The 25,872-nt window shown below is 65.0% G+C and carries 23 protein-coding genes and 1 riboswitch; of the genes, 15 read left to right on the top strand and 8 right to left on the bottom strand.

The window, feature by feature from the left end:
* Position 1 precedes the first annotated feature (1 nt).
* Positions 2–769: a cobalt-precorrin-6A reductase gene (locus tag RFM52_RS03915; RefSeq protein WP_320295555.1), complete on the top strand. Its 768-nt coding sequence runs from the start codon at positions 2–4 to the stop codon at positions 767–769.
* On the opposite strand, the gene RFM52_RS03920 is transcribed toward RFM52_RS03915, so the two are convergent.
* From RFM52_RS03920 to RFM52_RS03955, 8 genes are all read right to left on the bottom strand, one after another.
* Positions 733–1,497, bottom strand: coding sequence for a precorrin-3B C(17)-methyltransferase (locus tag RFM52_RS03920; RefSeq protein ID WP_320295227.1), 765 nt, complete (start codon positions 1,495–1,497; stop codon positions 733–735). The genes RFM52_RS03915 and RFM52_RS03920 overlap by 37 nt on opposite strands.
* On the bottom strand, positions 1,494–2,243 hold the full coding sequence (locus tag RFM52_RS03925; RefSeq protein WP_320295228.1) for a precorrin-2 C(20)-methyltransferase: 750 nt from the start codon (positions 2,241–2,243) through the stop codon (positions 1,494–1,496). Before RFM52_RS03925 ends, RFM52_RS03920 begins: the two co-directional genes overlap by 4 nt.
* Positions 2,240–2,872, bottom strand: a complete 633-nt coding sequence (locus tag RFM52_RS03930) for a precorrin-8X methylmutase (RefSeq protein WP_320295229.1) — start codon at positions 2,870–2,872, stop codon at positions 2,240–2,242. Before RFM52_RS03930 ends, RFM52_RS03925 begins: the two co-directional genes overlap by 4 nt.
* Positions 2,873–4,336, bottom strand: coding sequence for a precorrin-3B synthase (cobG, locus tag RFM52_RS03935; RefSeq protein WP_320295230.1), 1,464 nt, complete (start codon positions 4,334–4,336; stop codon positions 2,873–2,875).
* Complete coding sequence (locus RFM52_RS03940) at positions 4,333–8,100, bottom strand: cobaltochelatase subunit CobN (protein ID WP_320295231.1); 3,768 nt, start codon at positions 8,098–8,100, stop codon at positions 4,333–4,335. The genes cobG and RFM52_RS03940 overlap by 4 nt, the downstream gene beginning before the upstream one ends.
* Before the next feature lie 17 nt (positions 8,101–8,117).
* The gene (cobW, locus tag RFM52_RS03945) at positions 8,118–9,155 is read right to left on the bottom strand and encodes a cobalamin biosynthesis protein CobW (RefSeq protein ID WP_320295232.1); all 1,038 of its coding nucleotides are present in this window, start codon (positions 9,153–9,155) and stop codon (positions 8,118–8,120) included.
* A gap of 2 nt (positions 9,156–9,157) precedes the next feature.
* Positions 9,158–9,586: a DUF1636 family protein gene (locus tag RFM52_RS03950; protein WP_320295233.1), complete on the bottom strand. Its 429-nt coding sequence runs from the start codon at positions 9,584–9,586 to the stop codon at positions 9,158–9,160.
* Between the two features lie 40 nt (positions 9,587–9,626).
* A riboswitch (cobalamin riboswitch) is annotated at positions 9,627–9,829 on the bottom strand.
* Between the two features lie 29 nt (positions 9,830–9,858).
* Complete coding sequence (locus RFM52_RS03955) at positions 9,859–11,058, bottom strand: winged helix-turn-helix domain-containing protein (RefSeq protein WP_320295234.1); 1,200 nt, start codon at positions 11,056–11,058, stop codon at positions 9,859–9,861.
* Between the two features lie 332 nt (positions 11,059–11,390).
* On the opposite strand from RFM52_RS03955, the gene RFM52_RS03960 reads away from it, so the two are divergent.
* The 14 genes from RFM52_RS03960 (at position 11,391) to RFM52_RS04025 (ending at position 25,864) form a co-directional block, all read left to right on the top strand.
* Positions 11,391–11,756 carry an NADH-quinone oxidoreductase subunit A gene (locus RFM52_RS03960; protein WP_140644309.1) on the top strand — a complete coding sequence of 122 codons (366 nt, stop codon included), beginning with the start codon at positions 11,391–11,393 and terminating at the stop codon, positions 11,754–11,756.
* Positions 11,747–12,328, top strand: coding sequence for a NuoB/complex I 20 kDa subunit family protein (locus RFM52_RS03965; protein ID WP_015317338.1), 582 nt, complete (start codon positions 11,747–11,749; stop codon positions 12,326–12,328). Before RFM52_RS03960 ends, RFM52_RS03965 begins: the two co-directional genes overlap by 10 nt.
* A gap of 4 nt (positions 12,329–12,332) precedes the next feature.
* The gene (locus RFM52_RS03970) at positions 12,333–12,938 is read left to right on the top strand and encodes an NADH-quinone oxidoreductase subunit C (RefSeq protein ID WP_320295235.1); all 606 of its coding nucleotides are present in this window, start codon (positions 12,333–12,335) and stop codon (positions 12,936–12,938) included.
* A 9-nt stretch (positions 12,939–12,947) separates the two neighbouring features.
* A complete protein-coding gene (locus RFM52_RS03975; RefSeq protein WP_320295236.1) occupies positions 12,948–14,138 on the top strand; it encodes an NADH-quinone oxidoreductase subunit D in 1,191 nt (396 codons plus the stop codon).
* Positions 14,139–15,443 carry an NADH-quinone oxidoreductase subunit E gene (locus RFM52_RS03980; protein ID WP_320295237.1) on the top strand — a complete coding sequence of 435 codons (1,305 nt, stop codon included), beginning with the start codon at positions 14,139–14,141 and terminating at the stop codon, positions 15,441–15,443.
* Between the two features lie 10 nt (positions 15,444–15,453).
* A complete protein-coding gene (gene nuoF, locus RFM52_RS03985; RefSeq protein ID WP_140683773.1) occupies positions 15,454–16,758 on the top strand; it encodes an NADH-quinone oxidoreductase subunit NuoF in 1,305 nt (434 codons plus the stop codon).
* 75 nt (positions 16,759–16,833) lie between these two features.
* Positions 16,834–17,517 (top strand): NADH-quinone oxidoreductase subunit E, encoded by a 684-nt coding sequence (locus RFM52_RS03990; protein ID WP_320295238.1) that lies wholly within the window; start codon positions 16,834–16,836, stop codon positions 17,515–17,517.
* 75 nt (positions 17,518–17,592) lie between these two features.
* Positions 17,593–19,674 (top strand): NADH-quinone oxidoreductase subunit NuoG, encoded by a 2,082-nt coding sequence (nuoG, locus tag RFM52_RS03995; protein WP_320295239.1) that lies wholly within the window; start codon positions 17,593–17,595, stop codon positions 19,672–19,674.
* 2 nt (positions 19,675–19,676) lie between these two features.
* Positions 19,677–20,720 (top strand): NADH-quinone oxidoreductase subunit NuoH, encoded by a 1,044-nt coding sequence (gene nuoH, locus RFM52_RS04000; RefSeq protein WP_320295240.1) that lies wholly within the window; start codon positions 19,677–19,679, stop codon positions 20,718–20,720.
* A complete protein-coding gene (nuoI, locus tag RFM52_RS04005) occupies positions 20,720–21,211 on the top strand; it encodes an NADH-quinone oxidoreductase subunit NuoI (RefSeq protein ID WP_042643165.1) in 492 nt (163 codons plus the stop codon). The genes nuoH and nuoI overlap by 1 nt, the downstream gene beginning before the upstream one ends.
* Positions 21,212–21,443: 232 nt before the next feature.
* Positions 21,444–22,064 (top strand): NADH-quinone oxidoreductase subunit J, encoded by a 621-nt coding sequence (locus tag RFM52_RS04010; RefSeq protein ID WP_320295241.1) that lies wholly within the window; start codon positions 21,444–21,446, stop codon positions 22,062–22,064.
* A 1-nt stretch (position 22,065) separates the two neighbouring features.
* Entirely contained in the window at positions 22,066–22,374 is a 309-nt protein-coding gene (nuoK, locus tag RFM52_RS04015; protein WP_027168992.1) for an NADH-quinone oxidoreductase subunit NuoK, read from the top strand.
* 11 nt (positions 22,375–22,385) lie between these two features.
* Positions 22,386–24,359, top strand: coding sequence for an NADH-quinone oxidoreductase subunit L (nuoL, locus tag RFM52_RS04020; protein ID WP_320295242.1), 1,974 nt, complete (start codon positions 22,386–22,388; stop codon positions 24,357–24,359).
* Complete coding sequence (locus RFM52_RS04025; protein WP_320295243.1) at positions 24,359–25,864, top strand: NADH-quinone oxidoreductase subunit M; 1,506 nt, start codon at positions 24,359–24,361, stop codon at positions 25,862–25,864. The genes nuoL and RFM52_RS04025 overlap by 1 nt, the downstream gene beginning before the upstream one ends.
* Positions 25,865–25,872 lie beyond the last annotated feature (8 nt).

Genomic DNA, 25,872 nt, shown 5'->3' on the forward strand with positions numbered 1-25,872 from the left:
GATGACCCACCGTATCCTGATCCTCGGCGGCACCACGGAAGCCCGGCAACTGGCGGGAAAGCTCACACGTCGCGCGGATTTTTCGGTCACGCTGTCGCTTGCCGGCCGCACCGAGAGCCCGGTCGCGCAAGGCGTGCCGGTGCGGGTCGGCGGCTTTGGCGGCGTGGAGGGGCTCGCCGCCTATCTTCGCGAGGAACACATCGATCTGCTGATCGACGCCACGCATCCTTACGCTGCCCGTATCTCCGCCAATGCCGCCGAAGCGGCCAGGGAGTCCGGCGTGCCGATCCTTGCGCTGCGGCGTCCCGGTTGGGAGCCCGTCGCGGGCGATCGCTGGACGCTGGTCGGCAGTGTCATTGAGGCGGCAAGTGCGCTCGGCGTGGCGCCACGCCGCGTGTTCTTGGCGATCGGCCGGCAGGAGGCCGGCGCCTTCGAGGCCGCGCCGCAACACCGCTACCTGATCCGCAGCGTCGATCCGGTCGAGCCGAAGCTTGCCGTGCCTGATGCGCTCTACCTGTTGGCGCGCGGACCGTTTCCGGAAGCGGACGAAAAGGCGCTGCTCGAAAAATACGGGATCGACGCCGTCGTTTCCAAGAACAGCGGCGGTGAGGCGACCTATGGCAAGATCGCCGCCGCGCGGGCGCTCGGCGTCGAGGTGGTCATGATCCGCCGGCCCGCGCTGCCTGACGTGCCCTCGGCCGAAACCGTCGATGCGCTGGCGGCAAAAGTCGATCATCTTTTCGATCCCGTTGCCGAACGCGGCGTATAGACCAGCGCGGGTTTTTCTCCACGCTTGATGATGCGCGTCTCGGGCGAGCCGATGATGATGCAGGTCGCCATGTCGGCTTTTTCGGCATCGGCGTCCGCCAGCAGGAAAACCTCGATGCGCTCATCGGGCCGGCCGGCGGCGCGGCCGAAGATCACCGGCGTGGTGCCCGGCAGGATCGCCTTCAGGCATTCGAAGGCGCGGCCGAGCTGCCAGGGGCGGGCCTTGCTGATCGGATTGTAGAGAGCGATGACGAAGCCGGCGCCGGCCGCCGCCAGCAGGCGCAGCTCGATCAGCTCCCACGGCTTCAGATTGTCGGAGAGCGAGATGGCGCAGAAATCATGGCCGAGCGGCGCGCCGATGCGGGCGGCAACGGCAAGCATAGCGGTGACGCCGGGGACGACCGAGAGGTCGACGGCGCGCCATTCGGCCGGGCCTGCTTCGATCGCCTCGCAGACGGCTGCTGCCATGGCGAAGACGCCGGGATCGCCGCCGGAAACGACGGCCACGTTGTGGCCTTCGGCCGCCTTGGCCAACGCTTCGTTGGAGCGGGCAAGCTCTTCGCGGTTGTCGGAAGCGATGCGGGTCTGGTCCGCCCGTAGCTCAAGCCGGTCGAGATAGGGTTTGTAGCCATAGAAGAAGGAAGCCTCTGCGACGGCATTGGCAGCCTGCGGCGTGACCTGGTCGGCATTTCCGGGTCCGAGGCCGATGACGGTGAGACGGCCGCTCATGGCTTTGCCCCCGGACGCGCCGACCAGCCGGCGACCAGCACGATGGCGAAATAGGGCGCCTTGTCGTCCGGCTTTTCGGCAAGCCGCGTCGAGACGCTACCCGGCATGGTGCCGCGCTCGACATAGACGGCCTTGGCCAGCTTGCCGGTCGCTTCCAGCGCGCGCCTGATCTTCGGCAGGTTGCGGCCGACCTTCATGATGACGGCGGCGTCGGTGTCGGCCAGCCTACGGGTCAGCTCGAACTCGCTCATCGTGCCCGGCAGCACGGTCAGCACGTCGTCGCCCTGGACGATCGGCACGCCGGTCTGCGACCAGCAGCCGGACATCGCGGTGATGCCGGGAATGACTTCGGTCGGGAAGCGGTGCGCGAGGCGCACATGCAGATGCATGTAGGAGCCGTAGAAGAGCGGATCGCCCTCCGACAGCACCGCCACCATCCTGCCGGCGCTAAGATGTTCGGCGACTTGTTCGGCCGACTGCTCGTAGAAGTCGGTGATCTGCGCGCGGTAGTCGTCGTGATCCTTATCGATCTCGGTCGTCACCGGATAGAGCAGCGGCAGTTCGACCATGTCGGGTCGGAAACGCGCCTCGACAATGGCGCGCGCATTGCTGTTGTTGCCGCGCTTGGCGAAATAGGCGACGACGTCGGCCTCGGCCAGCGCGCGCGCGGCCTTCAGCGTCAGCAGCTCCGGATCGCCGGGACCGGTGCCGACGCCGACAAGACGGCCTTCTGCAATTGCGTTCACAGGCCCGGCCTCGCTAATGAATTGAGCGCGGCGGCGGTCATGGCGCTGCCGCCCAGCCTGCCGCGCACGATGGCATAGGGCACGCCGTAGGAATTCTCGGCCAAAGCATCCTTGGATTCGGCGGCGCCAACGAAGCCGACCGGCATGCCGATGATCGCGGCCGGCTTCGGCGCGCCGTCGCGCAGTTTTTCGAGCAGATAGAAAAGCGCGGTCGGCGCGTTGCCGATGGCGACGACGGAGCCTGCCATGCGCTCGCCCCAGAGGTCGATCGCCGCGGCCGAACGGGTGTTGCCGATCTCCTTGGCGATGTCATGCGTGCGCGGGTCGCGCAGCGTGCAGATCACTTCGTTGCCCGCCGGCAGCCGGGCGCGGGTGACGCCATGCGCCACCATCTCGGCATCGCAGAAGATCGGCGCGCCGGCAGCCAGCGCGGTGCGCGCCGCGGCGACGAAATCGCTGGAGAAGACGAAATTCCTGGCGGCTTCGACTTGGCCGCAGGCATGGATCATGCGGATCGCGACATCTGCCTCCGTCTCGGAGAATCGCGTGAGGTCCGCCTCGGCGCGGATGATGGCGAAAGAGCGCTCGTAGATCGCCATCCCGTCACGGATATAGTCGTAGGCGGCCATTCACTGGTTCCGTCGATAGAGTTCCGCGATACCGGCCGCGCCGAGCCTTGTGAGGCAAGCGGCGGCGGTTTCGCCCTGATGTCTTTGCGCGCGCAGCGCGGCAAGGATGCCGGCAATGCCGCGCGCGGCGTCATAGCCCGGCCTGTATCCGGCAGGAAGGGCCTTTGCCGTCCCGTCCACGACAAGTCCGGCTCCGTTTTCGTCGCCGACCAAAGTGAGCATCGCCGCTCCGGGATGGGCGCAGCCCTTGGCGCAGCCGGAAACATGCAGGATCAGCGAGGCGTCGAGGAGGTCGGCGCTTTGTTTTGCGATGGCTTCGGCGATGGCGCGCGTAGCGATGCGGCCGGAGGCGCAGGCCGGCGTTCCGGGGCAGGCGGCGATGCGGGTGCGCGGGTCGGCGGGGTTGGTGACGAAGCCGAGCGTGGCGGCGGAAGCTTGCAGGGAGGAGGGAACAGAGAGGCCGAGGAAGAGCAGCGCGCGGCCTGGGGCGAGGCGGATTTCGCTGGCGCCGAGGGAGAGGGCGCTTTGGGTGAGGGCGACGAGCTTTTCGGCCGGCATGCTGCCGTAAGGGAGGCCGATGCCGAGGGTGAAAGTGTCGCCGGCTAAGGGGAAAAGGCCGATAGGTTTGCGTGAGGCCCCCCCCTCTGTCCTGCCGGACATCTCCCCCTCAAGGGGGGAGATTACGCTCTCGCCAATCGTTTCGCCAATCTGCAACGTTGAAAATGGAGAGCCGGCGTCGACGCTGCCAATCTCCCCCCTTGCGGGGGAGATGTCCGGCAGGACAGAGAGGGGGGCGACAGAGTGCCAACCTGCGAGTGAATTGAGCTGTCTCTCCGACAAATCTCTTGTATGGGCCTCACGACCTCGTTCAGCGACCATCCGCAGTGCCGCGACAGCAATATCGCATGCTGCATCGGCATCGACCGTCGCGAGTGGCCTTGCGCCGGGTGGGTCGCCGGCAACCGATACGCGCCAGAGAACACCATCCCCGGTCCGTACCGCCCTCAGCCGCACATCGGCTGTCAACGCATCCATGCCCAACTGCCCGCCGCCGTCGACGATCACCGACACCTTCGGCCCCAGCCGCACCGTCAGCCCGGCCTCCTCGATCGCGGCCCTGATCCGCTCGGCCAGCGGACGCGGGTCGACAACCTCGTGCGGATCGATCCCCGCCAGCGGCCCAATCTCCACCGGAACGCCACTGCGCACCGCAATGCCAAGCGCATCGACCTCCGCCGCCAGCAGCCGCGCGCTTTCTGCCGTCAAACCACGGATCTGCAGGCTGCCGCGCGCGGTCACTTCCATAATGCCGTTGCCGTGGCGCAGAGCGGATTCCCCGAGTCCGATCAGGGACTTCGGCGCCAATCCTCCAGCAACCGGGTTGAGCCGTACCAGCAGCCCGTCGCCGGTCTGCATGGGAGCGCTGAGTGCGGGGCAGGCGCCACGGCGCGAAAACGCGTTCATGCTGCCACCCCACCTGCCTGGGCCTCGGCGATCAGGGCCGCGAGGTCGTCGTCGATGGAATTCCTGAGCGGATGCCAGAGGCCGCGCCGCCGCGCGGCGAGAAAGCGCTCGGCGATGACCTTGGCGGCGGCGGGGTTCTCGCGCAGCAGGAAGGCCCGGACGTCCGGGTCGCCGACATAGGCGTCGTGCACGGCCTCGATCAGCGCGCCCGGAATGGCATGGGTGGTCTCGGCGAAGCCGACGAGGCGGTCGACCGTTTCGGCGAATTCCGAGGCGCCGCGCGGGCCGTGGCGCATCTGGCCGGCGATGAAACGAGGGTTCACGGCACGGGCGCGTACCACGCGCGACACGGCTTCGCCGACCGAACGAGGCTTCGGCTTTTGCGGGTCGGTCGTGTCGAGCACGATGACGTCGGCATTCCGGCCAAGTGCGGCAAGGGCTGCCGAAAACCCGCCGATGAAGGCGACATCGGCCGAACCTTCGAGGATGTCGCGGCCCGGGTCGTCGCCGGTGTGGACGAGGAGATCGGCTTCGGCAATGCGGCCTTCGAAAGCGCCGGGCGCGGCAATCGCTTCGCCGTCGGCGCCGCCATAGGCGTGCGATGTCGCGTCGAGATAGGCGCGGCCGATCTCTTCGCGCGCGCCCCATTCGCCGCGCGACAGCAGATCCTCGACGCCGGCGCCATAGGTGCCGGGCGAGGTGCCGAAAATACGTGGGCTGATCTTGCCCTGAGCACGCGTCGAGGCGGCGAGCGGGTTTTCCGTATCGTCCTCGTCACGGCCGGCGACGGCGTTGGCAGCGGCGTCGATCAGCGCGATCTGGGTCGGGAACATGTCTCGGAACAGGCCGGAAATGCGCCAGGTGACGTCGACGCGCGGGCGACCGAGCGCGGCCGGTGGCAAGACCTCGATGCCGGTGACGCGACCGGTGGCGGCGTCCCATTGCGGCCGGCAGCCCATCAGCGCCAGGCCTTGCGCGATCTCCTCGCCGCCGGTGCGCAGCGAAGCCGATCCCCAGAGATCGATGACCAGCGAACGCGGCCAGTCGCCATGGCTCTGCATATAGCTGCGCACGACTTCTTCCGCCGCCGCCTGGCCGAGATCATAAGCTGTCGGCGTCGGCATCGTGCGCGGATCGGAGGTGAAGAGATTGCGGCCGGTGGGCAGCACGTCGGAGCGGCCGCGCGCCGGCGCACCGGCCGGTCCTGCCTTGATGTGGCGACCGTCGAGAGCGGCGAGCAGTGCTGCCTTCTCTGCCACGGCGCTTTGCCGGCGCAGCGGATCGGTCTCGCCCTCCGGCGCGCGGCCGTAGACATGCAGCCCGTCCTTGACGGCGAAATCCTTGAGGTCGCAAAGCCAGGCGTCGATGCGCCGCAGCGCTTCGTCGGGTTGATCGGTCTTGGCGACGCCGGCTTCCGAGGCAAGCCAGGTCTTGCGCGCCGTCTCGACGATCAGCTTCGCCAGACGGTCACGGCGACGGCGGTCGAGGCCGTCGGCCTGGGCATATTCATCCACCAGGCGTTCGAGCTTCTGTTGCGCCTCGTCGAGGCCGGCCCCGGTGAGCGGCGGCGGCAGGTGGCCGAGCGTGACGGCCGCAATGCGGCGCTTGGCCTGCGCGGCCTCGCCGGGATTGGAGACGATGAAGGGATAGATGACCGGCAGCGAGCCGGTGACGATCTCGGGGAAACAAGTGTCGGAGAGCGCGACGGTCTTGCCCGGCAGCCATTCCAGCGTGCCATGCGCGCCGACATGGACGATGGCATGCACGCCGAGCGATTTCTGCAGCCAGAGCCCGAACGCGATCAGCTCGTGGCGGGGAGGCAGCGTCGGGTCGTGGTAGTCGGCGCGGCGGTCGGCCGAGCGGCCGCGGTCGGGGGCGAGCGCCACGGTGACGTTGCCGAAGGTCGCGGCGTGGAAGGGGAAGTGGGGTTCGCGGGCCCGTTGCGAAGGCTGGCGTTCTGTCGCCCCCCCCTCTGTCCTGCCGGACATCTCCCCCTCAAGGGGGGAGATTGGCAGTTCCGCCGCCGGCTCTCCTCTTGCCAGGCCGGAATTTGGCGAAAGCCGTGGCGAAGGAATAATCTCCCCCCTTGAGGGGGAGATGTCCGGCAGGACAGAGAGGGGGGCCTCGCGCAAACTTATCTGGTCCTGCGCTTTGCCCCACGCCGCTTCCGCCGCACTACGCGCAGCTTCCGGCAGCTCGGCGGAAAGGGCTAGGTAGTCATCGAAACTCAATCCTTGTCCACCCACCTCCAGCGCATCCAGCAACTCTCTTGGCGATTGCGGAATCCCGTCAACCGCATAGCCCTGTTCCTTCAGGTCATGCAGCATGGCGAGCACGCTCGACGGCACATCAAGCCCCACGGCGTAGCCGGTCCGTCCCGGCGCGCTCGGGTAATCCGGGAGCAGGATCGCGAGCTTGCGCTTGGCTCGCTCGCTCTGCTGCAGGCGAATAAACGCCGCGATGCGCTTGGCGACCTGCGTGACGCGATCCGCTTCAGGCCGGTTGGCAAACGCGCGAAAAGCCAGGGCCGGATCGGTCTCGACCTCGCCCTTGAACGAGATCGTGCCGGCGAGGATGCGGCCGTCGAGCTCGGGCAGCACGACATGCATGGCGAGATCGGCGGGCGCCAGGCCACGCTGGTTCTTTTCCCAGACCTCGCGCCGGGTGGTGGCGACGATGACCTGGAAGACCGGCACGCCGGCCCGGTCGAACAGGGTTTCGGCGCCTGGCTCGGCGCCGGAGGCGAAGGCGGTTGCGGTGACGATTGCGGCGGGGCTTAGTGAGGCGATGGCGTTTTCGACGAAGGCAAGAGATGTCTGGTCCTTGAGGCTGGACACGAAGATCGGGACCGGCGTCAGGTCTTGCGAGCGCAGCGCGTCAACCAGTGCGTTGATCGGCGCGACGTCGGCGGCGAGAAGCATTGAGCGGTAGAAGAGGATGGGGACGACGGGGGAACCGAGATTGTCGGCGTTGAGTTCCGTCGCCCCCCTCTCTGTCCTGCCGGACATCTCCCCCTCAAGGGGGGAGATTGCTCCGTCGTCGACGGTTTCGCCAATCGCGGATACCGCAGAAGGTTCTATCGTTGAGTTGGCAGAAGGGGCAACAGGCTCGGTGACGGCTAATCTCCCCCCTTGAGGGGGAGATGTCCGGCAGGACAGAGAGGGGGGCGAAGGATCGCCGACATTTGAAGGATCAAGCTTGTCGATGACTCCCAGGCCCGGCTGGTAAAACCCCGCCTTCGGCACGCTCACCGCTTCGGCGACTATCGCCTCCGACCCGGCAAGCCGTGCCAATCTTTGTACCAGCGCGTTCATATTCGCCGGACCGCCTTCGCGGAAATAGCCGAGCAGGGCGTCGAGCTCGGGGCGCGGCAGGGTCGAGGCCTCGATCAGCCGCTGATCCTCGTCGTGGCTCTCGCCGGGCAACAGCGCGAGCTTGATGCCGCGCTCGCGCGCCAGCGCCGCGAGCTGGTCGCAGCCATAGCGCCACCAATCATAGCCGCCGAGGATGCGGACAAGGATGACCTTGGCATGGCGGGCAACGCTGTCGATCCACAGGTCGACCGACATCGGGTGGCGAAGGTCGCGCAATGCCGCCAGCCGCATCGAGGGCAGCCGCACCGCATCCGCCTTCCAGGCGGCTGCCAGGCCGGCGAGGTCGCTGTCGGTGAAGGACAGGGCCACGACATCCGCAGGCGTCTGCCTGAGGTCGATCGGCTCGGCGAGATCGTCGAGCGAAGCGGATGTGGTGGCGAGGATGTGCATCGCGGTCCGAATTTGCCTCAGCCGGCGAGGATACGCTCGATCGCCGGGCGGTTCAGCCCCTTGAGACCGATGACGACAAGCCGCGAGCGGCGGTCGTCGTCGGCCGTCCAGGCGCGGTCGTAATAGTGGTTGACGCGTGGGCCGACGGCCTGGAGCAGAAGCCGCATCGGCTTGCCGCCGACCTCGACGAAACCTTTGACGCGCAACACGTTTTCCTGCTCGGCGGCTAGCGCGACGCGCTTGGCCAGCTCATCCGGGTTGGAAATCGCGGGAATGTCGAGGACGAAGGAATCGAAATCGTCGTGCTCGTGGTCGAGCTCATCGTCGTGATGGGTCTTGCGGTTCTCGATGTCGTCCTCGACGGCGAGGCCGAGGCCAAGCAGCACCGACGGGTCGACCTTGCCTTGCGCGGTCGGCACGATTTTGACGGCGCGCGCGACGTGCTCGCCGATGACGGCGTTGGCGCGTTGCGAGCCGGCCGCATCCATCAAATCGCTCTTCGACAGGATGATCAGGTCGGCGCAGGCGATCTGGTCCTCGAACACCTCCTCGACCGGATCGTCATGGTCAAGGGAATCGTCGGCGGCGCGCTGCGCCTGAAGGGCATCCATGTCGGAGGCGACGCGGCCGTCGGCCAGCGCCGGGCCGTCGACCACGGCGACGACGCCGTCGACGGTGACGCGGCTCTTCACGGTCGGCCACTGGAAGGCCTGGACGAGCGGCTTCGGCAGAGCGAGGCCGGAGGTCTCGATCAGGATGTGGTCGACCTTGGGGTTGAGCGACAGGATCTGGTCGAGCGCCGGCACGAAATCGTCGGCCACGGTGCAGCAGATGCAGCCATTGGCGAGTTCTACGATGTTTTCTTCCGGGCACGCGTCGACGCCGCAGCCTTTGAGGATCTCGCCGTCGATGCCGACATCGCCGAACTCGTTGACGATGATCGCCAGCCGCTTGCCCTTGGCGTTTTCGATGAGGTTTCGGATCAGCGTCGTCTTGCCGGCGCCGAGGAAGCCGGTGACGACGGTGCAGGGAACACGGGAAACGGAAGCGTTCATGGTCAATCCTTCAGCATGTCAAGGGGAGGGATGCGGGCAACCAGGCCGCGCTTGAGGGAATCGGGCCGGCCGCGCCAGGGGATCAGGCCATCGGTCGAGGTGGCGAAGAGCTTTGCACCGGCGACGAGGTCGGCGCCGCTGGCGGTATTCAGATCGCCGAACACATAGCTCCAGCAGCCGTCGCGCAGCAGCGCGGCGCTCAGCCGGCGCTTGCAATTGCCGAGGCATTCTACGGTGCGGATGCGGATGTTTTCGCCCGACGCGGCGCGGCGCGTGTCTTCGGCCAGCAAGGCGCCGGCGCGCGGATGCGCGTCCGAACCGGTCTCGTCGCGGCAGGAGGAGCAGACAATAATGGTCACGCCGGCCAGTGCGTCGTCGGGCTCGGACGAAAAATCCGCTGCTTTAGCCGGGAAACTGCCGTTGCGATCCAAAACCATGCTCCTTGCCCGGAAAACCCGCCGGGCATTCGGATACTCAAAGTCTCAGACGGCAGGTCTCCTGGCTCGCGGGTCGTCGCCTTGAATGCCGCCTTCCCGGGACATCCCAGTGGTTTTCGGCTAAGGCTCGTCGCTTACAGTTGCGGGGACAGCCGCGGATTTGGGTTTTTGGCCCGCACCGCATTCCCTCTTGGCCCCTGCCGTTGCGGGTAGGGGACCGTCTAGGTCGGATTTAGGCTTTTGCAGGCGGCAGTGTCAACGCGCGGCTACGACACCGCGATGTCGGCCAGCGCCGGTCCGAGGTCGCCGGCAGGCGTCACTTCGATCGCCTCCAGCCCGAGCCATGCCTGCATCTGCTTCAACTCGTCGAAGAGCTGGGCGGCGGTTTCAGGCGGCGCCCCGACTTCGGCATAGGCGGCGTGAACGCGCAGCACGCTGGCCGGGCGGTCGGCCCTGAGATCGACGCGGGCGACGATCCGGTCGCCGAGCAGGAAAGGCAGCACATAATAGCCGTATTGGCGCTTTTCGGCCGGGGTGTAGATCTCGATACGGTAGCGGAAGCCGAACAGTTTTTCTGTGCGCGTGCGTTCGAAAACCACTGGATCGAAAGGGGCGAGCAGGGCGCGGGCCTCGATGCGGCGCGGGAAACGGGCATCCTTGTGGAGATAGGCCGGCTTGTCCCAGCCTTCGACCTTCACCGGTAGCAATTCGCCAGTTTCGACCAGTTCCTCGATGCGGTCCTTCGTGTCGCCCGGTGCAAGGCGAAAATAGTCGCGCAGGTCGCCATAGGTGGCGATGCCGTGGGCGCGAGCCGAGATGCGGAGCAATTCGCGATGCGCGTCCTCGACCGAGGGCACGGGCAGGTCAAGCACCGCCTGCGGCAAAACGCGCTCCGGCAGGTCGTAATAGCGTTCGAAGCCGCGCCGGTAGGCGGTGGTGATGCGGCCGGCCCAGAACAGCCATTCGAAGGCGTGCTTGGCCTCGCTCCAGCCCCACCAGCCGCCATTGCCCTTGTGGCCCTCGATGTCGGAGGCGGCGATCGGCCCGCGTTCGGCCACCTCCTTGTAGATCTCCTCGATCAGTTCGCCGCGCTCGCGGCCCCATTTGGCGAGGCCGATATACATTTCGTCGCCCTGCTCGGCGCGCTGCATGCGCCAACGTATCAACGGGTAGGTCTCGACGGGGAGGAACGACGCCTCATGCGCCCAATATTCAAAGACGGCGCGCTTGCGGGTCACCGCGGCGTTGTCGAGCAGCGTAAGCGGGTAGGGGCCGAGGCGAGAATAGAGCGGCATATAATGAGCGCGCACCACGGCGCTGACGGAATCGATCTGCAAGAGGCCGGTTCGCGAAAGCACACGCGCAAGGTGCCGGCGGTCGGGTACTCCTCCCGGGCGAGGGTCGTTGAACCCTTGCGCGCCAAGCGCGATACGCCTGGCCATGGCGAGCGAGATTTTCTCCTTCATCAAGGTGTCCTTGCCGAGATCGTCCGTTGGTTTTTAGCCGGTGATTCCGGCCATGCTAGCAGGCAAATGGCGGGAGACATGTCAGGAGAGAAAAGTGGAGTAAAAAGCGAAGGAAATCAAACAAGAGCGGATCGGACCAGTTTCTTCCGATAAGGCGTCCAGGGCCGCGATTTGAACAAGGTTTGACTTGCGTCACCGAAACCGCTGCGCTAACCCTCGCCGCGTTGCAGCATGGGCCTCTTAAAACGGTTCAGCGGTTAAACTGTCACGCTTCCGCATTAGAGTTCGTTGCTGTAATCAAAGTGAACTGCCCGCCTAAGGAAAGCCGCCGCATGAGCGCACTCCTGAGTTCATATCTGCCGATCGTCCTGTTCATCGCCGTGGCGCTGGTCGTCGGCCTTGCGCTGCTCATAGCGCCGTTCCTGGTGGCCTACCGCAATCCCGACCCGGAAAAGCTCTCCGCCTATGAATGCGGCTTCAACTCGTTCGACGACGCCCGCATGAAATTCGACATCCGCTTCTACCTGGTGTCGATCCTGTTCATCATCTTCGATCTCGAGGTTGCCTTCCTGTTCCCATGGGCGGTCTCCTTCTCCAAGGTCGGCATGCTCGGCTTCTGGTCGATGATGGTGTTTTTGGCGGTGCTGACCATCGGCTTTGCCTATGAATGGAAAAAAGGAGCGCTGGAATGGGATTGAACGACAGTTCAGGCACCCTCGTCGCGCCGAAGCCCAAGGGCATCATCGACCCCAACACCGGCAGGCCGGTGGGGGAGGATGATCCCTTCTTCCTCGAAATCAACAATGAGCTGGCCGACAAGGGTTTCCTTGTCACGTCGACCGAAGCGCTGATCACCTGGGCGCGCAGCGGCTCGCTGATGTTCATGACCTTCGGCCTCGCCTGCTGCGCGGTCGAGATGATCCACACCTCGATGCCGCGCTATGACTCGGAGCGCTTCGGCGTTGCGCCGCGCGCGTCGCCGCGCCAGTCCGACATCATGATCGTCGCCGGCACGCTGACCAACAAGATGGCGCCGGCGCTGCGCAAGGTCTACGACCAGATGCCGGAGCCGCGCTACGTCATCTCGATGGGCTCCTGCGCCAATGGCGGCGGCTACTACCACTATTCTTATTCGGTGGTGCGCGGCTGCGACCGCGTCGTGCCGGTCGACATCTATGTGCCCGGCTGCCCGCCGAGCGCGGAAGCGCTGCTCTACGGCATTCTCCTTCTGCAGAAGAAGATCCGCCGCACCGGCACGATCGAACGGTGAGCCGATGACCCAGGCGTTGAACGAACTCTCCACCTATCTCGGCGAGAAGCTCTCCGGCCGCATCGGCGAAGCCGTGCTTGCCTATGGCGAACTGACCCTTTCGGTCGAACCGGGCAATCTGATCGAGGTGGCGACCTTCCTGCGCGACGATCCGCGCTGCCAGTTCATCTCGATCATCGACATCTGCGGAGCGGATTACCCGTCGCGCGCCAGGCGCTTCGATGTCGTCTATCACCTTTTGTCGCCGAAGCAGAATGTGCGCATCCGGCTCAAGGTCCAGGCCGACGAGGAAACCCTGGTGCCGTCGCTGACGGCGGTCTATCCCGGCGCCGACTGGTTCGAGCGTGAGACATACGACCTCTACGGCGTGCTGTTTTCGGGCCATCCGGACCTGCGCCGCATCCTGACCGACTACGGCTTCGAAGGGCACCCGCTGCGCAAGGATTTCCCGCTGACGGGTTTCGTCGAGGTTCGCTACGACGACGAAGCCAAGCGGGTCATCTACGAGCCGGTCGAGCTCAAGCAGGAATTCCGCAATTTCGATTTTCTCTCGCCCTGGGAGGGCACTGACTACGTGCTGCCTGGCGACGAGAAGGCGAAGTCAAACTGAGGCGCCACGATGGCTGAAACCTCCGTCCGCAATTTTAACATTAACTTTGGGCCTCAACATCCGGCGGCGCACGGTGTTTTGAGGTTGGTTCTCGAGCTGGACGGCGAAGTCGTCGACCGCGTCGATCCGCATATCGGCCTTCTGCATCGCGGCACCGAAAAGCTGATCGAGGCCAAGACCTACCTGCAGGCCGTGCCTTATCTCGACCGGCTCGACTATTGCGCGCCGATGAACCAGGAGCATGCCTTCGCGCTCGCGGCCGAGCGACTGCTCGGCATCGAAGTGCCGAAGCGCGGCCAGTTGATCCGGGTGCTCTATTCCGAGATGGGCCGCATCATGTCGCACATCTTGAATGTGACGACGCAGGCGATGGACGTCGGCGCGCTGACGCCGCCGCTATGGGGCTTCGTCGAGCGCGAAAAGCTGATGGTGTTCTACGAGCGTGCCTCCGGCTCGCGCATGCATGCGGCCTATTTCCGGCCGGGCGGCGTGCATCAGGACCTGCCGCAGGAGCTGGTCGAGGACATCGGCAAGTGGATCGATCCGTTCCTGAAGTCGATTGACGACCTAGACGCGTTGCTCACACCCAACCGCATCTTCAAGCAGCGCAATGTCGATATCGGCACGGTGTCGCTTGCCGACGCCTGGGCGTGGGGCTTTTCCGGCGTCATGGTGCGCGGCTCGGGTGCTGCCTGGGACTTGCGCAAGTCGCAGCCCTACGAATGTTATTCCGAGATGGATTTCGACATCCCGATCGGCAAGAACGGCGACTGCTACGACCGGTACCTGGTGCGCATGGAAGAGATGCGCCAGTCGGCCAAGATCATGCGCCAGTGCGTGGATCTGTTGCTCGGCAAGGAAGGCGCCGGCCCGGTGTCGAACCTCGACGGCAAGGTGGTGCCGCCGAAACGCCAGGCGATGAAGCGCTCGATGGAAGCGCTGATCCATCACTTCAAGCTCTATACCGAGGGCTATCGCGTGCCGGCCGGCGAGGTCTATGCGGCCGTCGAGGCGCCGAAAGGCGAATTCGGCGTCTATCTGGTCTCGGACGGCACCAACAAGCCCTATCGCTGCAAGCTGCGCGCGCCCGGTTTCGCGCATCTGCAAGCCATGGATTTCCTGTGCCGCGGCCACATGCTGGCCGACGTCACCGCCGTACTTGGCTCCCTCGACATCGTGTTTGGTGAGGTCGATCGCTAAATGTCAGTCCGCCGTCTCGCAGATGCCAGCGTCCAGCCCGCTTCCTTCGCCTTCAACAAGGCGAACGCGGCGGCGGCGCAGCAGTGGATCGCCAAATACCCGAAAGGGCGCGAACAGTCGGCCATCATTCCGCTGCTGATGATCGCGCAGGAACAGGAAGGCTGGGTCACCAAGGCGGCGATCGAGACGATCTCCGACATGCTCGGCATGCCGCGTATCCGTGGCCTCGAAGTCGCGACCTTCTATACGCAGTACCAGCTCAATCCGGTCGGCACGCGTGCGCATATCCAGGTCTGCGGCACGACGCCCTGCATGCTGCGCGGCTCGGAAGCGCTGATGGATGTGTGTCGCTCGAAGATCCATCACGACCAGTTCCACACCAACGACAAGGGCACGCTGTCGTGGGAGGAGGTCGAATGCCTCGGCGCCTGCGTCAACGCGCCGATGGTCATGATCTTCAAGGACACTTTCGAGGACCTGACGCCCGAGCGGCTGGCCGAGATCATCGACCTTTACGATGCCGGCAAGGGCGCCGAGGTGAAGCCCGGTCCGCAGAACGGCCGCCACGGCTCCGAGCCCGCCGGTGGCTTGAAGACGCTGACCAGCGAAAAGGCGATCCTGAAGTCGACGCGCGACAAGGAAGCCAAGGCTGCCGCGAAGGCGGTCAAGGATGCCGCTGCCGCTGCACCGGCTGCTGTTTCTGCCGCCGTCGTCTCGCAGGCTCCCGCCGGGCCGGCGTCGGGCCCGGTTGCGCCATCCAAATCCGCCAAGCCGAAGACCGATGCGCCGGAAACCAGCCCGGCGTTGGCGACGCCGTCGCCGGTCAAGGTCGCGCCGGCCACCGAGAAGGCGGCCAGCGTCAGGGCGCCGCGCCATTCTGCCGCCAACGCCAACCAGGCCGATCCGGAAGTCGAGGCGGTTTCCAAGCCGCGCAGCGGGCCAAAGACGAAAGCCGAGCCGGCTGCCGCCTTCAAGGCGCCGGAAACCAAGCAGCCTGCCGCCAAGACGGTGAAACCCTCGCTCGAGGACAAGAACCGGCCCGCCGGCATCGAGCGCCCGGCCGCGGTCGACGATCTCAAGCTGATCTCCGGCGTCGGGCCGAAGATCGAGGGCATCCTGCATTCGCTTGGCATCTACACCTTCGCGCAGGTCGCCGCCTGGAAGAAGGCCGAGCGCGAATGGGTCGACGGTTATCTCAATTTCCGCGGCCGTATCGAGCGCGACGACTGGGTGAAGCAGGCCAAGGCGCTCGCCAAGGGCGGCGTCGCCGAATACATCCGCGTCTTCGGCAAGAAGCCGGTCTGAGGGACGAAAAATGCTTCAGGACAAAGACCGCATCTTCACCAACATCTACGGCCTGTTCGACACGTCGCTCGCCGGGGCGCAGTCGCGCGGTATCTGGGACGATACGCCGGGCCTGATCGCCAAGGGTCGCGACTGGATCGTCAACGAGATGAAGGCGTCCGGCCTGCGCGGCCGCGGCGGCGCCGGCTTCCCGACCGGATTGAAATGGTCGTTCATGCCGAAGCAGAGCGACGGCCGGCCGAGCTATCTCGTCATCAATGCCGACGAATCCGAGCCTGGCACCTGCAAGGACCGCGATATCTTGCGCAACGATCCGCACACGCTGGTGGAGGGCGCGCTGGTCGCCGGCTTCGCCATGGGCGCGATCGCGGCCTACATCTATGTGCGCGGCGAGTTCATCCGCGAGCGCGAGGCGCTGCAGCGCGCCATCGACGAGGCTTACGCGGCCAAGCTCATCGGCAAGAACAACACGTCCGGCTACGACTTCGAAGTCTACATGCATCACGGCGCCGGCGCCTATATCTGCGGCGAGGAGACCGCGCTGCTCGAAAGCCTGGAAGGCAAGAAAGGCCAGCCCAGGCTGAAGCCGCCATTCCCGGCCAATGTCGGCCTCTATGGCTGCCCGACCACCGTCAACAACGTCGAATCGATCGCGGTGGCGCCGACCATCCTGCGGCGGGGTGCGGCCTGGTTCTCGTCCTTCGGCCGCCCGAACAATGCCGGCACCAAGCTGTTTTGCGTATCCGGCCACGTCAACAATCCGTGCACCTTCGAAGAGGCGATGTCGATCCCGTTCCGCGAGCTGATCGAGGAGCATTGCGGCGGCATCCGTGGCGGCTGGGACAACCTGCTCGCGGTCATCCCGGGCGGCGCTTCGGTGCCGCTGGTGCCGGCCGAGCAGATCATGGACGCGCCGATGGATTTCGACGCGCTGCGCGACCTGAAATCCGGACTTGGCACGGCGGCCGTCATCGTCATGGACAAATCGACGGATATCGTGAAGGCGATCGCCAGGCTTTCCTACTTCTACAAGCACGAGAGCTGCGGCCAGTGCACGCCGTGCCGCGAAGGCACCGGCTGGATGTGGCGGGTGATGGAGCGGCTGGTACGCGGCGAAGCGCAGAAGCGTGAGATCGACATGCTGCTCGACGTCACCAAGCAGGTCGAGGGTCACACGATCTGCGCCCTGGGCGATGCGGCGGCCTGGCCGATCCAGGGCCTGATGCGGCATTTCCGCGGCGAGGTGGAACGCCGCATCGACGAGTTTTCGCGCAACGCGCACCGGGTCGAGCCGGTGATGGTGGCGGCGGAATAGGACTTCGAAATACGGGCTTGGCCCGAAGACTGAAAGCAGGGGCGGGGCATACGAAGAAACGACCAGGAGATCTCTATGGCGCCGTATTCGATACCCTATCCGTTCATGCCTGATTTGGACCAGCTCGAGAAGATGAACCAGGACCTGACCAAGATGATGCCGAAGGAGATGGCCAGCGCCGTCAACCTCTTCGCGCATCCGGTCGCGGGCGCGGCGGCGATGTCGGCGCTCAGCATCGGTCTTGCCAACCATGCCGTCGGCATGTGGATGGGCGCCTTCACCGGCGCGATGGAAGCCTCGCAGCGCATGTTCCAGCCTTTCCTCGACGACCTCGAGGCGCAGAACGAAGCGGCCGCCAACGCGTCCAAGGCGCGCAAGGCGACCGAGACGCTGATCGCCAGGGCGCAGACCTTCGCCAGGGACGTGACCGATATCGCGGCGAACGCGACCGAGAAGGCGCTTGACGCGACCGGGGCCGATATCGTCGCCCAACCGGCCCCGACCGGGCTGATGCCCGAGGATTTCAGGCAGCCGAAGGCGCTCGACAAGCCGGCGGCGCCGTCGGACCTAAAGGCGATTTCGGGTATCGGACCGAAGCTGGAGAAGGTGCTCAACGGCCTCGGCATCTGGACCTATGGCCAGATCGCCGCCTGGACGTCGGAAGAGATCGCTTGGGTGGAGGATTACCTGTCGCTCGCCGGCCGCATCGGCCGCGACGACTGGGCTGCGCAGGCGGCGGCGCTGGCCGCGAATAAGTGAATTGAAATGCCGAGCGCGGCTTGAAGCCGCGTCCGGCAAAACGGATTGCGGAACATCCGCGAGGGTTTGAGGCGAATGGCAAAGCTAAAGGTCGACGGGAAAGAGATCACGGTACCCGACCATTACACGCTGCTGCAGGCGGCCGAGGACGCCGGCGCGGAAGTGCCGCGCTTCTGCTTCCATGAGCGGCTGTCCATCGCCGGCAATTGCCGCATGTGCCTGATCGAGGTGAAGGGCGGTCCGCCCAAGCCGCAGGCGTCCTGCGCCATGGGCGTGCGCGACCTGCGCCCCGGTCCGAACGGCGAGCCGCCGGAAATCTTCACCAACACGCCGATGGTCAAGAAGGCCCGCGAAGGCGTGATGGAATTCCTGCTGATCAACCATCCGTTGGATTGCCCGATCTGCGACCAGGGCGGCGAATGCGACCTGCAGGACCAGGCGATGGCCTTCGGCGTCGATTCCTCGCGCTATCACGAGAACAAGCGCGCGGTCGAAGACAAGTATATCGGCCCGCTGGTCAAGACAGTGATGAACCGCTGCATCCATTGCACGCGCTGCGTCCGCTTCACCACCGAGGTCGCCGGCATTTCCGAGCTCGGCCTGATCGGCCGCGGCGAGGATGCCGAGATCACCACCTATCTCGAACAGGCGATGACGTCGGAACTGCAGGGCAACGTCATCGACCTGTGCCCGGTCGGCGCGCTGACCTCCAAGCCGTTCGCCTTCCAGGCGCGGCCGTGGGAACTGACCAAGACGGAATCAATCGACGTCATGGACGCCGTCGGCTCGGCGATCCGCGTCGACAGCCGCGGTCGCGAGGTGATGCGCATCCTGCCGCGCGTCAACGAACAGGTGAACGAGGAGTGGATCTCCGACAAGACCCGCTTCATCTGGGATGGCCTGCGCACGCAGCGTCTCGACCGCCCTTACGTTCGCAAGAACGGCAAGCTGGCACCGGCAAGCTGGGCGGAAGCCTTCGCCGCCATCAAGGACGAGGTGGCCAAGGCGGCGCCCGAGCGGATCGGCGCGATCGCCGGCGACCTCGCGGCGGTCGAGGAAATCTATGCGCTCAAGCTTCTGATGGCGGCGCTCGGCTCGAAGAACATCGACTGCCGCCAGGATGGCGCCGCGCTCGATCCGTCGCTCGGCCGCGCCAGCTACATCTTCAACCCGACCATCGAGGGCATCGAGCAGGCCGACGCGGTGCTGATCATCGGCGCCAATCCGCGCTTCGAGGCCTCGGTGCTCAACGCCCGCATCCGCAAGCGCTGGCGCGTCGGCAATCTGCCGGTCGGCGTCATCGGCGAGATCGGCGACACGCGCTACGACTATGAGCTCATCGGCGCCGGTCCGGAATCCCTGAAAGGGCTGGCGGACGGCACCGGCAAATTCTTCGAAGTGCTGAGCAAGGCCACGCATCCGTTGATCATCGTCGGCCAGGGCGCGCTGGCACGTGCCGACGGCGCCGCGGTGCTCGGCCAGGCGGCGAAGCTCGCGGCCGCCGTCAACGCGGTCACGGCCGAGTGGAACGGCTTTGCGGTGCTGCACAACGCGGCGGCAAGAGTCGGCGGCCTCGACGTCGGCTTCGTGCCGGGCGAGGGCGGCAAGGACGTCGCCGGCATGCTGGGCGACACCGACGTGCTCTTCCTGCTCGGCGCCGACGAGATCGACATGGCCAGGACCGGTGGCGCGTTCGTCGTCTATATCGGCACGCATGGCGATGCCGGCGCGCACCGCGCCAATGTCATCCTGCCGGCCGCCGCCTACACCGAGAAGTCCGGCACCTTTGTCAACACGGAAGGCCGCGTGCAGCAGACCAATCGCGCCGGCTTCGCTCCTGGCGAGGCCCGCGAGGACTGGGCGATCGTGCGGGCGCTCTCCGACGTGCTCGGCAAGAAGCTGCCCTTCGATTCGCTGGCGCAGCTGCGCGCCAAGCTCTATGGCGAATTCCCGCATCTTGCCCGCATCGACCAGGTGCAGGCCGGCAGCGGCGACGACATCGCCAAGGTGGCGAAGCTCGGCGGCCGACTGAACAAGGGCACCTTCACCTCGCCGGTGAAGGACTTCTATCTCACCAACCCGATCGCGCGGGCGTCGGCCGTGATGGCCGAATGCTCGGCGCTGGCCAAGAGCGGCTTCAAGCAGGCGGCGGAATAAGCATGGAAACGTTCTTCTCCTTCTACGTGCTGCCGGCGCTGCTGATCCTGTTGAAGTCGGTCGTGCTGATCGTCGTCCTTCTGATCGGCGTCGCCTACCTGCTCTACGCCGACCGCAAGATCTGGGCGGCGGTGCAATTGCGGCGCGGCCCGAACGTCGTCGGCCCGTGGGGCACGCTGCAGGCCTTCGCCGACCTTTTGAAATTCGTCTTCAAGGAGCCGGTGATCCCGTCGGGCGCCAACAAGGGCGTGTTCCTGCTGGCCCCGCTGGTGTCGGCGGTGCTGGCGATTTCGGCCTGGGCGGTCATTCCGGTCAATGAGGGCTGGGCGATCGCCAACATCAATGTCGGCATCCTCTATGTCTTCGCCATCTCCTCGCTTGAGGTCTATGGCGTGATCATGGGCGGCTGGGCGTCCAATTCGAAATACCCGTTCCTGGGCGCGCTGCGCTCGGCCGCGCAGATGGTGTCCTACGAGGTCTCGATCGGCTTCGTCATCGTCACCGTGCTGCTCACTGTCGGCTCGCTCAACCTCTCCGACATCGTCATGGCGCAGCAGGACGGCCTCGGCACCAGGCTCGGCCTGCCCAATACCTTCCTCGACTGGCACTGGCTGTCGCTGTTGCCGATGTTCGTGGTGTTCTTCATTTCCGCGCTTGCCGAGACGAACCGCCCGCCTTTCGATCTGGTGGAGGCGGAATCGGAACTCGTCGCCGGCCACATGGTCGAATATTCGTCGACGCCATTCCTGCTCTTCTTCCTCGGCGAGTATGTCGCCGTCGTACTGATGTGCGCGCTGGCGACCATCCTGTTCCTCGGCGGCTGGCTGCCGCCGTTCAACTTCGCGCCCTTCACCTGGGTGCCGGGGGTGATCTGGTTCGTGCTGAAGATCTGCCTGATGTTCTTCATGTTCTCGATGGTGAAGGCTTTCGTGCCGCGCTACCGCTACGACCAGCTGATGCGGCTGGGCTGGAAAGTCTTCCTGCCGATCTCGCTGTTCATGGTCGTGGCCACCGCGGCGTTCCTCAAGATCACGGGGTTTGCGTGATGTCCGCTCTGGCCCAGGCCGCAAAATCGCTGCTGCTGAAGGATTTCGTCAGCGCCTTCTTCCTTTCGATGCGCCAGTTCTTCGCTCCGAAGGAAACGATCAACTATCCGCACGAGAAGGGGCCGACCAGCCCGCGCTTCCGTGGCGAGCATGCGCTGCGCCGTTACCCGAACGGCGAGGAACGCTGCATCGCCTGCAAGCTCTGCGAGGCGATCTGCCCGGCGCAGGCCATCACCATCGAGGCCGGCCCGCGCCGCAATGACGGCACGCGCCGCACCGTGCGCTACGACATCGACATGGTGAAGTGCATCTATTGCGGCTTCTGCCAGGAAGCCTGCCCGGTCGACGCCATCGTCGAGGGGCCGAATTTCGAATTCGCGACCGAGACGCGCGAGGAGCTTTACTACAACAAGGAAAAGCTGCTTGCGAACGGCGATCGCTGGGAGCGGGAGTTGGCGCGCAACATCGCGCTGGACTCGCCCTATCGCTGACATTTGACGCATGGACGGGGCGAGGGGCCTCGTCCAGAGGATGATCCCGAAAAGTTGCAGACTTTTCGGACAAGATCATCCTCCGGAATGAAAGAGTGTCGCATGTTTCTTTCGATCGGGTCTTTCAACCCGATCGAAACATGCGATAGGAACACGCAACTTGCCGGCCGGAGGCGGTCGCAAAAATCAAACAGGACGAACGTCCTGTTCGGACAGGAACCCGGGGGAACCCATGCTGAGTGGACTAGAGGCGGCCTTCTTCTACCTCTTCGCCTTTATCGCCGTGGCGTCGGCCTTCATGGTCATTTCGTCGCGCAACCCCGTGCATTCCGTGCTGTTCCTGATCCTCACCTTCTTCAACGCCGCGGGCCTGTTCATGCTGACCGGCGCCGAGTTCCTGGCGATGATCCTGCTCGTCGTCTATGTCGGCGCGGTCATGGTGCTGTTCCTGTTCGTCGTCATGATGCTCGACGTCGACTTCGCCGAGATGAAGCAGGGCGCCCTGCAATATGCGCCGATCGGCGCGATGGTCGGGCTGATCCTGGCGGCGGAGCTGATCGTCGTGCTCGGCGGCTACACATTCGCGCCGCAGCTTGCCTCGACGGTCGCCAAGGCAACGCCGGACCTCGCCGCGCGCTCCAACACGGCCGCGCTCGGCGATATCCTCTATACGGACTACCTCTATTATTTCCAGATTTCCGGCCTGGTGCTCTTGGTCGCCATGATCGGCGCCATCGTGCTGACGCTGCGCCACAAGGAAGGCGTCAAGCGGCAGTCGATCGCCGCGCAGGTCGGCCGCACGCCGGCGACGGGCATGGAAATCCGCAAGGTCAAATCGGGCGAGGGCATCTGAGATGGTCGTCGGCATTGCACATTACCTGACCGTATCGGCGATCCTGTTCACGCTCGGCGTGTTCGGCATCTTCCTGAACCGCCGCAACATCATCGTCATCCTGATGTCGATCGAGCTCATCCTGCTCGCGGTCAACATCAATTTCGTCGCGTTCTCGGCGGCGCTGCATGACCTCGTCGGACAGGTCTTCGCCTTGTTCGTGCTGACGGTCGCGGCCGCGGAAGCCGCGATCGGTCTTGCCATTCTTGTCGTCTTCTTCCGCAACCGCGGCTCGATCGCGGTCGAAGACGTGAGCGCGATGAAGGGTTGACGGGAACCATCATGTATCAGGCTATCGTCTTCCTTCCGCTGCTTGGCTTCCTGATTGTCGGCCTGTTCGGCAATTCGCTCGGCGCCAAGGCTTCCGAATACATCACCTCCGGTTTCCTGGTGATCGCGGCGGTGCTGTCGTGGATTGCCTTTTTCACCGTCGGCTTCGGCCATGGCGAGGTGTTCACCGTGCCGGTGCTGCGCTGGATCCAGTCGGGCGGCATCGACGCCTCCTGGGCGCTGAGGGTCGACACGCTGACGGTGGTGATGCTGGTCGTGGTCAACACGGTGTCGGCGCTGGTTCACATCTATTCGATCGGCTACATGCATCACGATCCGAACCGGCCGCGCTTTTTCGCCTATCTGTCGTTGTTCACCTTCGCGATGCTGATGCTGGTGACGGCCGACAACCTCATCCAGATGTTCTTCGGCTGGGAAGGGGTCGGTCTTGCCTCCTATTTGCTGATCGGTTTTTGGTACAAGAAGCCGTCGGCCAACGCCGCCGCCATCAAGGCTTTCGTCGTCAACCGCGTCGGTGACTTCGGCTTCGCTCTCGGCATCTTCGGCGTGTTCGTGCTGTTCGGCTCGGTCAACCTGGGCACCATCTTCGCCAATGCGGCCACCTACCTGCCGGCCGAAGGCGCGCCAGCGGGCGCCGCCGTGCTCACCTTCCTCGGCCATGCGCTCGACAAGCAGGCGGCGCTGACGGTGGTCTGCCTGCTGCTCTTCATGGGCGCCATGGGCAAGTCGGCGCAGGTGCCGCTGCACACCTGGCTGCCGGACGCGATGGAAGGCCCGACCCCGGTCTCCGCGCTCATCCACGCGGCGACCATGGTGACCGCCGGTGTGTTCATGCTGGCGAGGCTTTCGCCGCTGTTCGAGCTGTCACATACGGCGCTGACCGTCGTCACCTTCATCGGTGCCTTCACCGCTTTCTTCGCGGCAACGGTCGGCCTCGTCCAGAACGACATCAAGCGCGTCATCGCCTATTCGACCTGCTCGCAGCTCGGCTACATGTTCGTGGCGCTGGGCGTCGGCGCCTATGGCGCGGCGATCTTCCATCTGTTCACGCACGCCTTCTTCAAGGCGCTGCTGTTCCTCGGCTCCGGCTCGGTCATCCACGCCGTGTCCGACGAGCAGGACATGCGCAAGATGGGCGGCCTGAGGAAGCTCATCCCGGCAACCTACTGGATGATGATCATCGGCACGCTGGCGCTGACCGGCGTCGGCATCCCTGCAACGGTGATCGGCACCGCCGGCTTCTTCTCCAAGGACGCCATTATCGCCACGTCGTTCGCCAGCCACAATGCGGTCGCGGGCTTCGCGTTCATCCTGCTGGTGGTCGCCGCCTGCTTCACCAGCTTCTATTCCTGGCGGTTGATCTTCATGACCTTCCACGGCGAGCCGCGCGCCAGCCACGAGGTCATGCATCATGTCCATGAATCGCCAGCGGTGATGCTGGTGCCGCTCTATGTGCTCGCCGCCGGCGCGCTGTTCGCGGGCATCATCTTCCACGGCGCCTTCATCGGCGAGGGCTATGCCGAGTTCTGGAAGGCGTCGCTGTTCACGCTGCCGGACAACCACATCCTGCACGAGATCCACGAGCTGCCGCTCTGGGTGGAGCTGGCGCCCTTCGTCGCCATGATCATCGGTTTGGCGGTTGCCTGGAAGTTCTACATCCGCACACCGGAACTGCCCGGAAGCGTAGCCGCCAATCACCGCCTGCTTTACGGCTTCCTGCTCAACAAGTGGTATTTCGACGAGCTCTACGACTTCCTCTTCGTGCAGCCGGCCAAACGCCTTGGCAGGTTCCTGTGGAAGACCGGTGACGGCACGATCATCGACGGGCTCGGCCCGGATGGCATCTCGGCGCGCGTCGTCGACGTCACCAACCGCGTCGTCAAGCTGCAGACCGGTTATCTCTACCACTACGCCTTCGCCATGCTGATCGGCGTGGCCGCTCTCGTCACCTGGATGATGCTCTGATGACCGACTGGCCAATCCTCTCGCTGGTCACCTTCCTGCCGCTGGTTGGTGTTCTGCTCATCCTGTTCATCAGCGACGACAGCGAAAACGCGCGCCGCAACATCCGCGCCATCGCCTTCATCACGACGGCGTTCACCTTCGTCGTCTCGCTGTTCATCTGGACGGGCTTCGACAATTCGCAGGCCGGCTTCCAGTTCGTCGAGAAGCACGCCTGGCTGGATTCGGGCATCTCCTACCATATGGGCGTCGACGGCATCTCGATGCTGTTCGTCATCCTGACCACTTTCCTGATGCCGCTTTCCATCCTTGCGTCCTGGGAAGCGATCGAGAAGCGGGTCAAGGCCTATATGATCGCCTTCCTGATCCTCGAGACGCTGATGATCGGCGTGTTCTGCGCGCTCGACATCGTCCTGTTCTACGTCTTCTTCGAGGCGGGCCTGATCCCGATGTTCATCATCATCGGCGTGTGGGGAGGCAAGCGGCGCGTCTATGCCTCGTTCAAGTTCTTCCTCTATACGCTGGCCGGTTCGGTGCTGATGTTGCTCGCCATCATGGCGATGTTCTTCCAGTCGGGCACCACCGACATCCCGACGCTTCTGACGCATCACTTCCCGGCCAACATGCAGACCTGGCTGTGGCTCGCTTTCTTCGCCTCCTTCGCGGTGAAGATGCCGATGTGGCCGGTCCACACCTGGCTGCCCGATGCCCACGTCGAGGCGCCGACGGCAGGCTCGGTCATCCTGGCCGCCATCCTCTTGAAGATGGGCGGATACGGCTTCCTGCGCTTCTCGCTGCCGATGTTCCCGGAAGCGTCGGCGATGTTCGCGCCGCTGGTGTTCACGCTCTCGGTCGTAGCCATCATCTACACCTCGCTGGTGGCGCTGATGCAGGAGGACATGAAGAAGCTGATCGCCTATTCGTCGGTCGCGCATATGGGCTTCGTCACGATGGGCATCTTCGCGATGAACCAGGAAGGCGTGCAGGGCGCGATCTACCAGATGCTCAGCCACGGCCTCGTGTCGGGCGCGCTGTTCCTGTGCGTCGGCGTCATCTACGACCGGATGCACACGCGCGAGATCGACGCCTATGGCGGCCTGGTCAACAACATGCCGAAATACGCCGCCGTGTTCATGATCTTCACCATGGCCAATGTCGGCCTTCCCGGTACCAGCGGTTTCATCGGCGAATTCCTGACCATGCTCGGCGTGTTCAAGGTCAACACCTGGGTGGCCTTCTTCGCCGCCACCGGCGTCATCCTGTCGGCGGCCTATGCGCTCTGGCTCTATCGCCGCGTGATCTTCGGCGCGCTGACCAAGGACAGCTTGAAGAACTTGCTCGATCTGTCGCCGCGCGAGAAGGCGATTATCTACCCGCTGGTGGTGCTGGTGATCTTCTTCGGCGTCTATCCGGCGCCGGTGTTCGACGCGACGGCCCAATCGGTCAAGGCGCTCGTCACCAACGTCACCGCATCCATCAATTCCGCGCAGACCGCGGCGGCGAACTGACTGGGGAA

Origin of the sequence: Mesorhizobium humile (genome assembly GCF_033977215.1) — a bacterium.
Taxonomy (GTDB): Bacteria; Pseudomonadota; Alphaproteobacteria; order Rhizobiales; family Rhizobiaceae; genus Mesorhizobium; species Mesorhizobium humile.

Excerpts from the sequence above, each read along its gene's own strand:
- RFM52_RS03940 (WP_320295231.1), bottom strand. The coding sequence starts at position 8,100 with ATGCACATCCTCGCCACCACATCCGCTTCGCTCGACGATCTCGCCGAG.
- RFM52_RS03970 (WP_320295235.1), top strand. The coding sequence starts at position 12,333 with ATGACCCAGGCGTTGAACGAACTCTCCACCTATCTCGGCGAGAAGCTC.
- RFM52_RS03980 (WP_320295237.1), top strand. The coding sequence starts at position 14,139 with ATGTCAGTCCGCCGTCTCGCAGATGCCAGCGTCCAGCCCGCTTCCTTC.
- nuoK (WP_027168992.1), top strand. The coding sequence starts at position 22,066 with ATGGTCGTCGGCATTGCACATTACCTGACCGTATCGGCGATCCTGTTC.
- cobW (WP_320295232.1), bottom strand. The coding sequence starts at position 9,155 with ATGAACGCTTCCGTTTCCCGTGTTCCCTGCACCGTCGTCACCGGCTTC.
- RFM52_RS03915 (WP_320295555.1), top strand. The coding sequence starts at position 2 with ATGACCCACCGTATCCTGATCCTCGGCGGCACCACGGAAGCCCGGCAA.
- RFM52_RS03990 (WP_320295238.1), top strand. The coding sequence starts at position 16,834 with ATGGCGCCGTATTCGATACCCTATCCGTTCATGCCTGATTTGGACCAG.
- nuoH (WP_320295240.1), top strand. The coding sequence starts at position 19,677 with ATGGAAACGTTCTTCTCCTTCTACGTGCTGCCGGCGCTGCTGATCCTG.
- RFM52_RS04025 (WP_320295243.1), top strand. The coding sequence starts at position 24,359 with ATGACCGACTGGCCAATCCTCTCGCTGGTCACCTTCCTGCCGCTGGTT.
- RFM52_RS03975 (WP_320295236.1), top strand. The coding sequence starts at position 12,948 with ATGGCTGAAACCTCCGTCCGCAATTTTAACATTAACTTTGGGCCTCAA.
- RFM52_RS03960 (WP_140644309.1), top strand. The coding sequence starts at position 11,391 with ATGAGCGCACTCCTGAGTTCATATCTGCCGATCGTCCTGTTCATCGCC.
- RFM52_RS04010 (WP_320295241.1), top strand. The coding sequence starts at position 21,444 with ATGCTGAGTGGACTAGAGGCGGCCTTCTTCTACCTCTTCGCCTTTATC.
- RFM52_RS03955 (WP_320295234.1), bottom strand. The coding sequence starts at position 11,058 with ATGAAGGAGAAAATCTCGCTCGCCATGGCCAGGCGTATCGCGCTTGGC.
- cobG (WP_320295230.1), bottom strand. The coding sequence starts at position 4,336 with ATGAACGCGTTTTCGCGCCGTGGCGCCTGCCCCGCACTCAGCGCTCCC.
- RFM52_RS03930 (WP_320295229.1), bottom strand. The coding sequence starts at position 2,872 with ATGGCCGCCTACGACTATATCCGTGACGGGATGGCGATCTACGAGCGC.
- RFM52_RS03920 (WP_320295227.1), bottom strand. The coding sequence starts at position 1,497 with ATGAGCGGCCGTCTCACCGTCATCGGCCTCGGACCCGGAAATGCCGAC.
- nuoG (WP_320295239.1), top strand. The coding sequence starts at position 17,593 with ATGGCAAAGCTAAAGGTCGACGGGAAAGAGATCACGGTACCCGACCAT.
- nuoF (WP_140683773.1), top strand. The coding sequence starts at position 15,454 with ATGCTTCAGGACAAAGACCGCATCTTCACCAACATCTACGGCCTGTTC.
- RFM52_RS03965 (WP_015317338.1), top strand. The coding sequence starts at position 11,747 with ATGGGATTGAACGACAGTTCAGGCACCCTCGTCGCGCCGAAGCCCAAG.
- nuoL (WP_320295242.1), top strand. The coding sequence starts at position 22,386 with ATGTATCAGGCTATCGTCTTCCTTCCGCTGCTTGGCTTCCTGATTGTC.
- nuoI (WP_042643165.1), top strand. The coding sequence starts at position 20,720 with ATGTCCGCTCTGGCCCAGGCCGCAAAATCGCTGCTGCTGAAGGATTTC.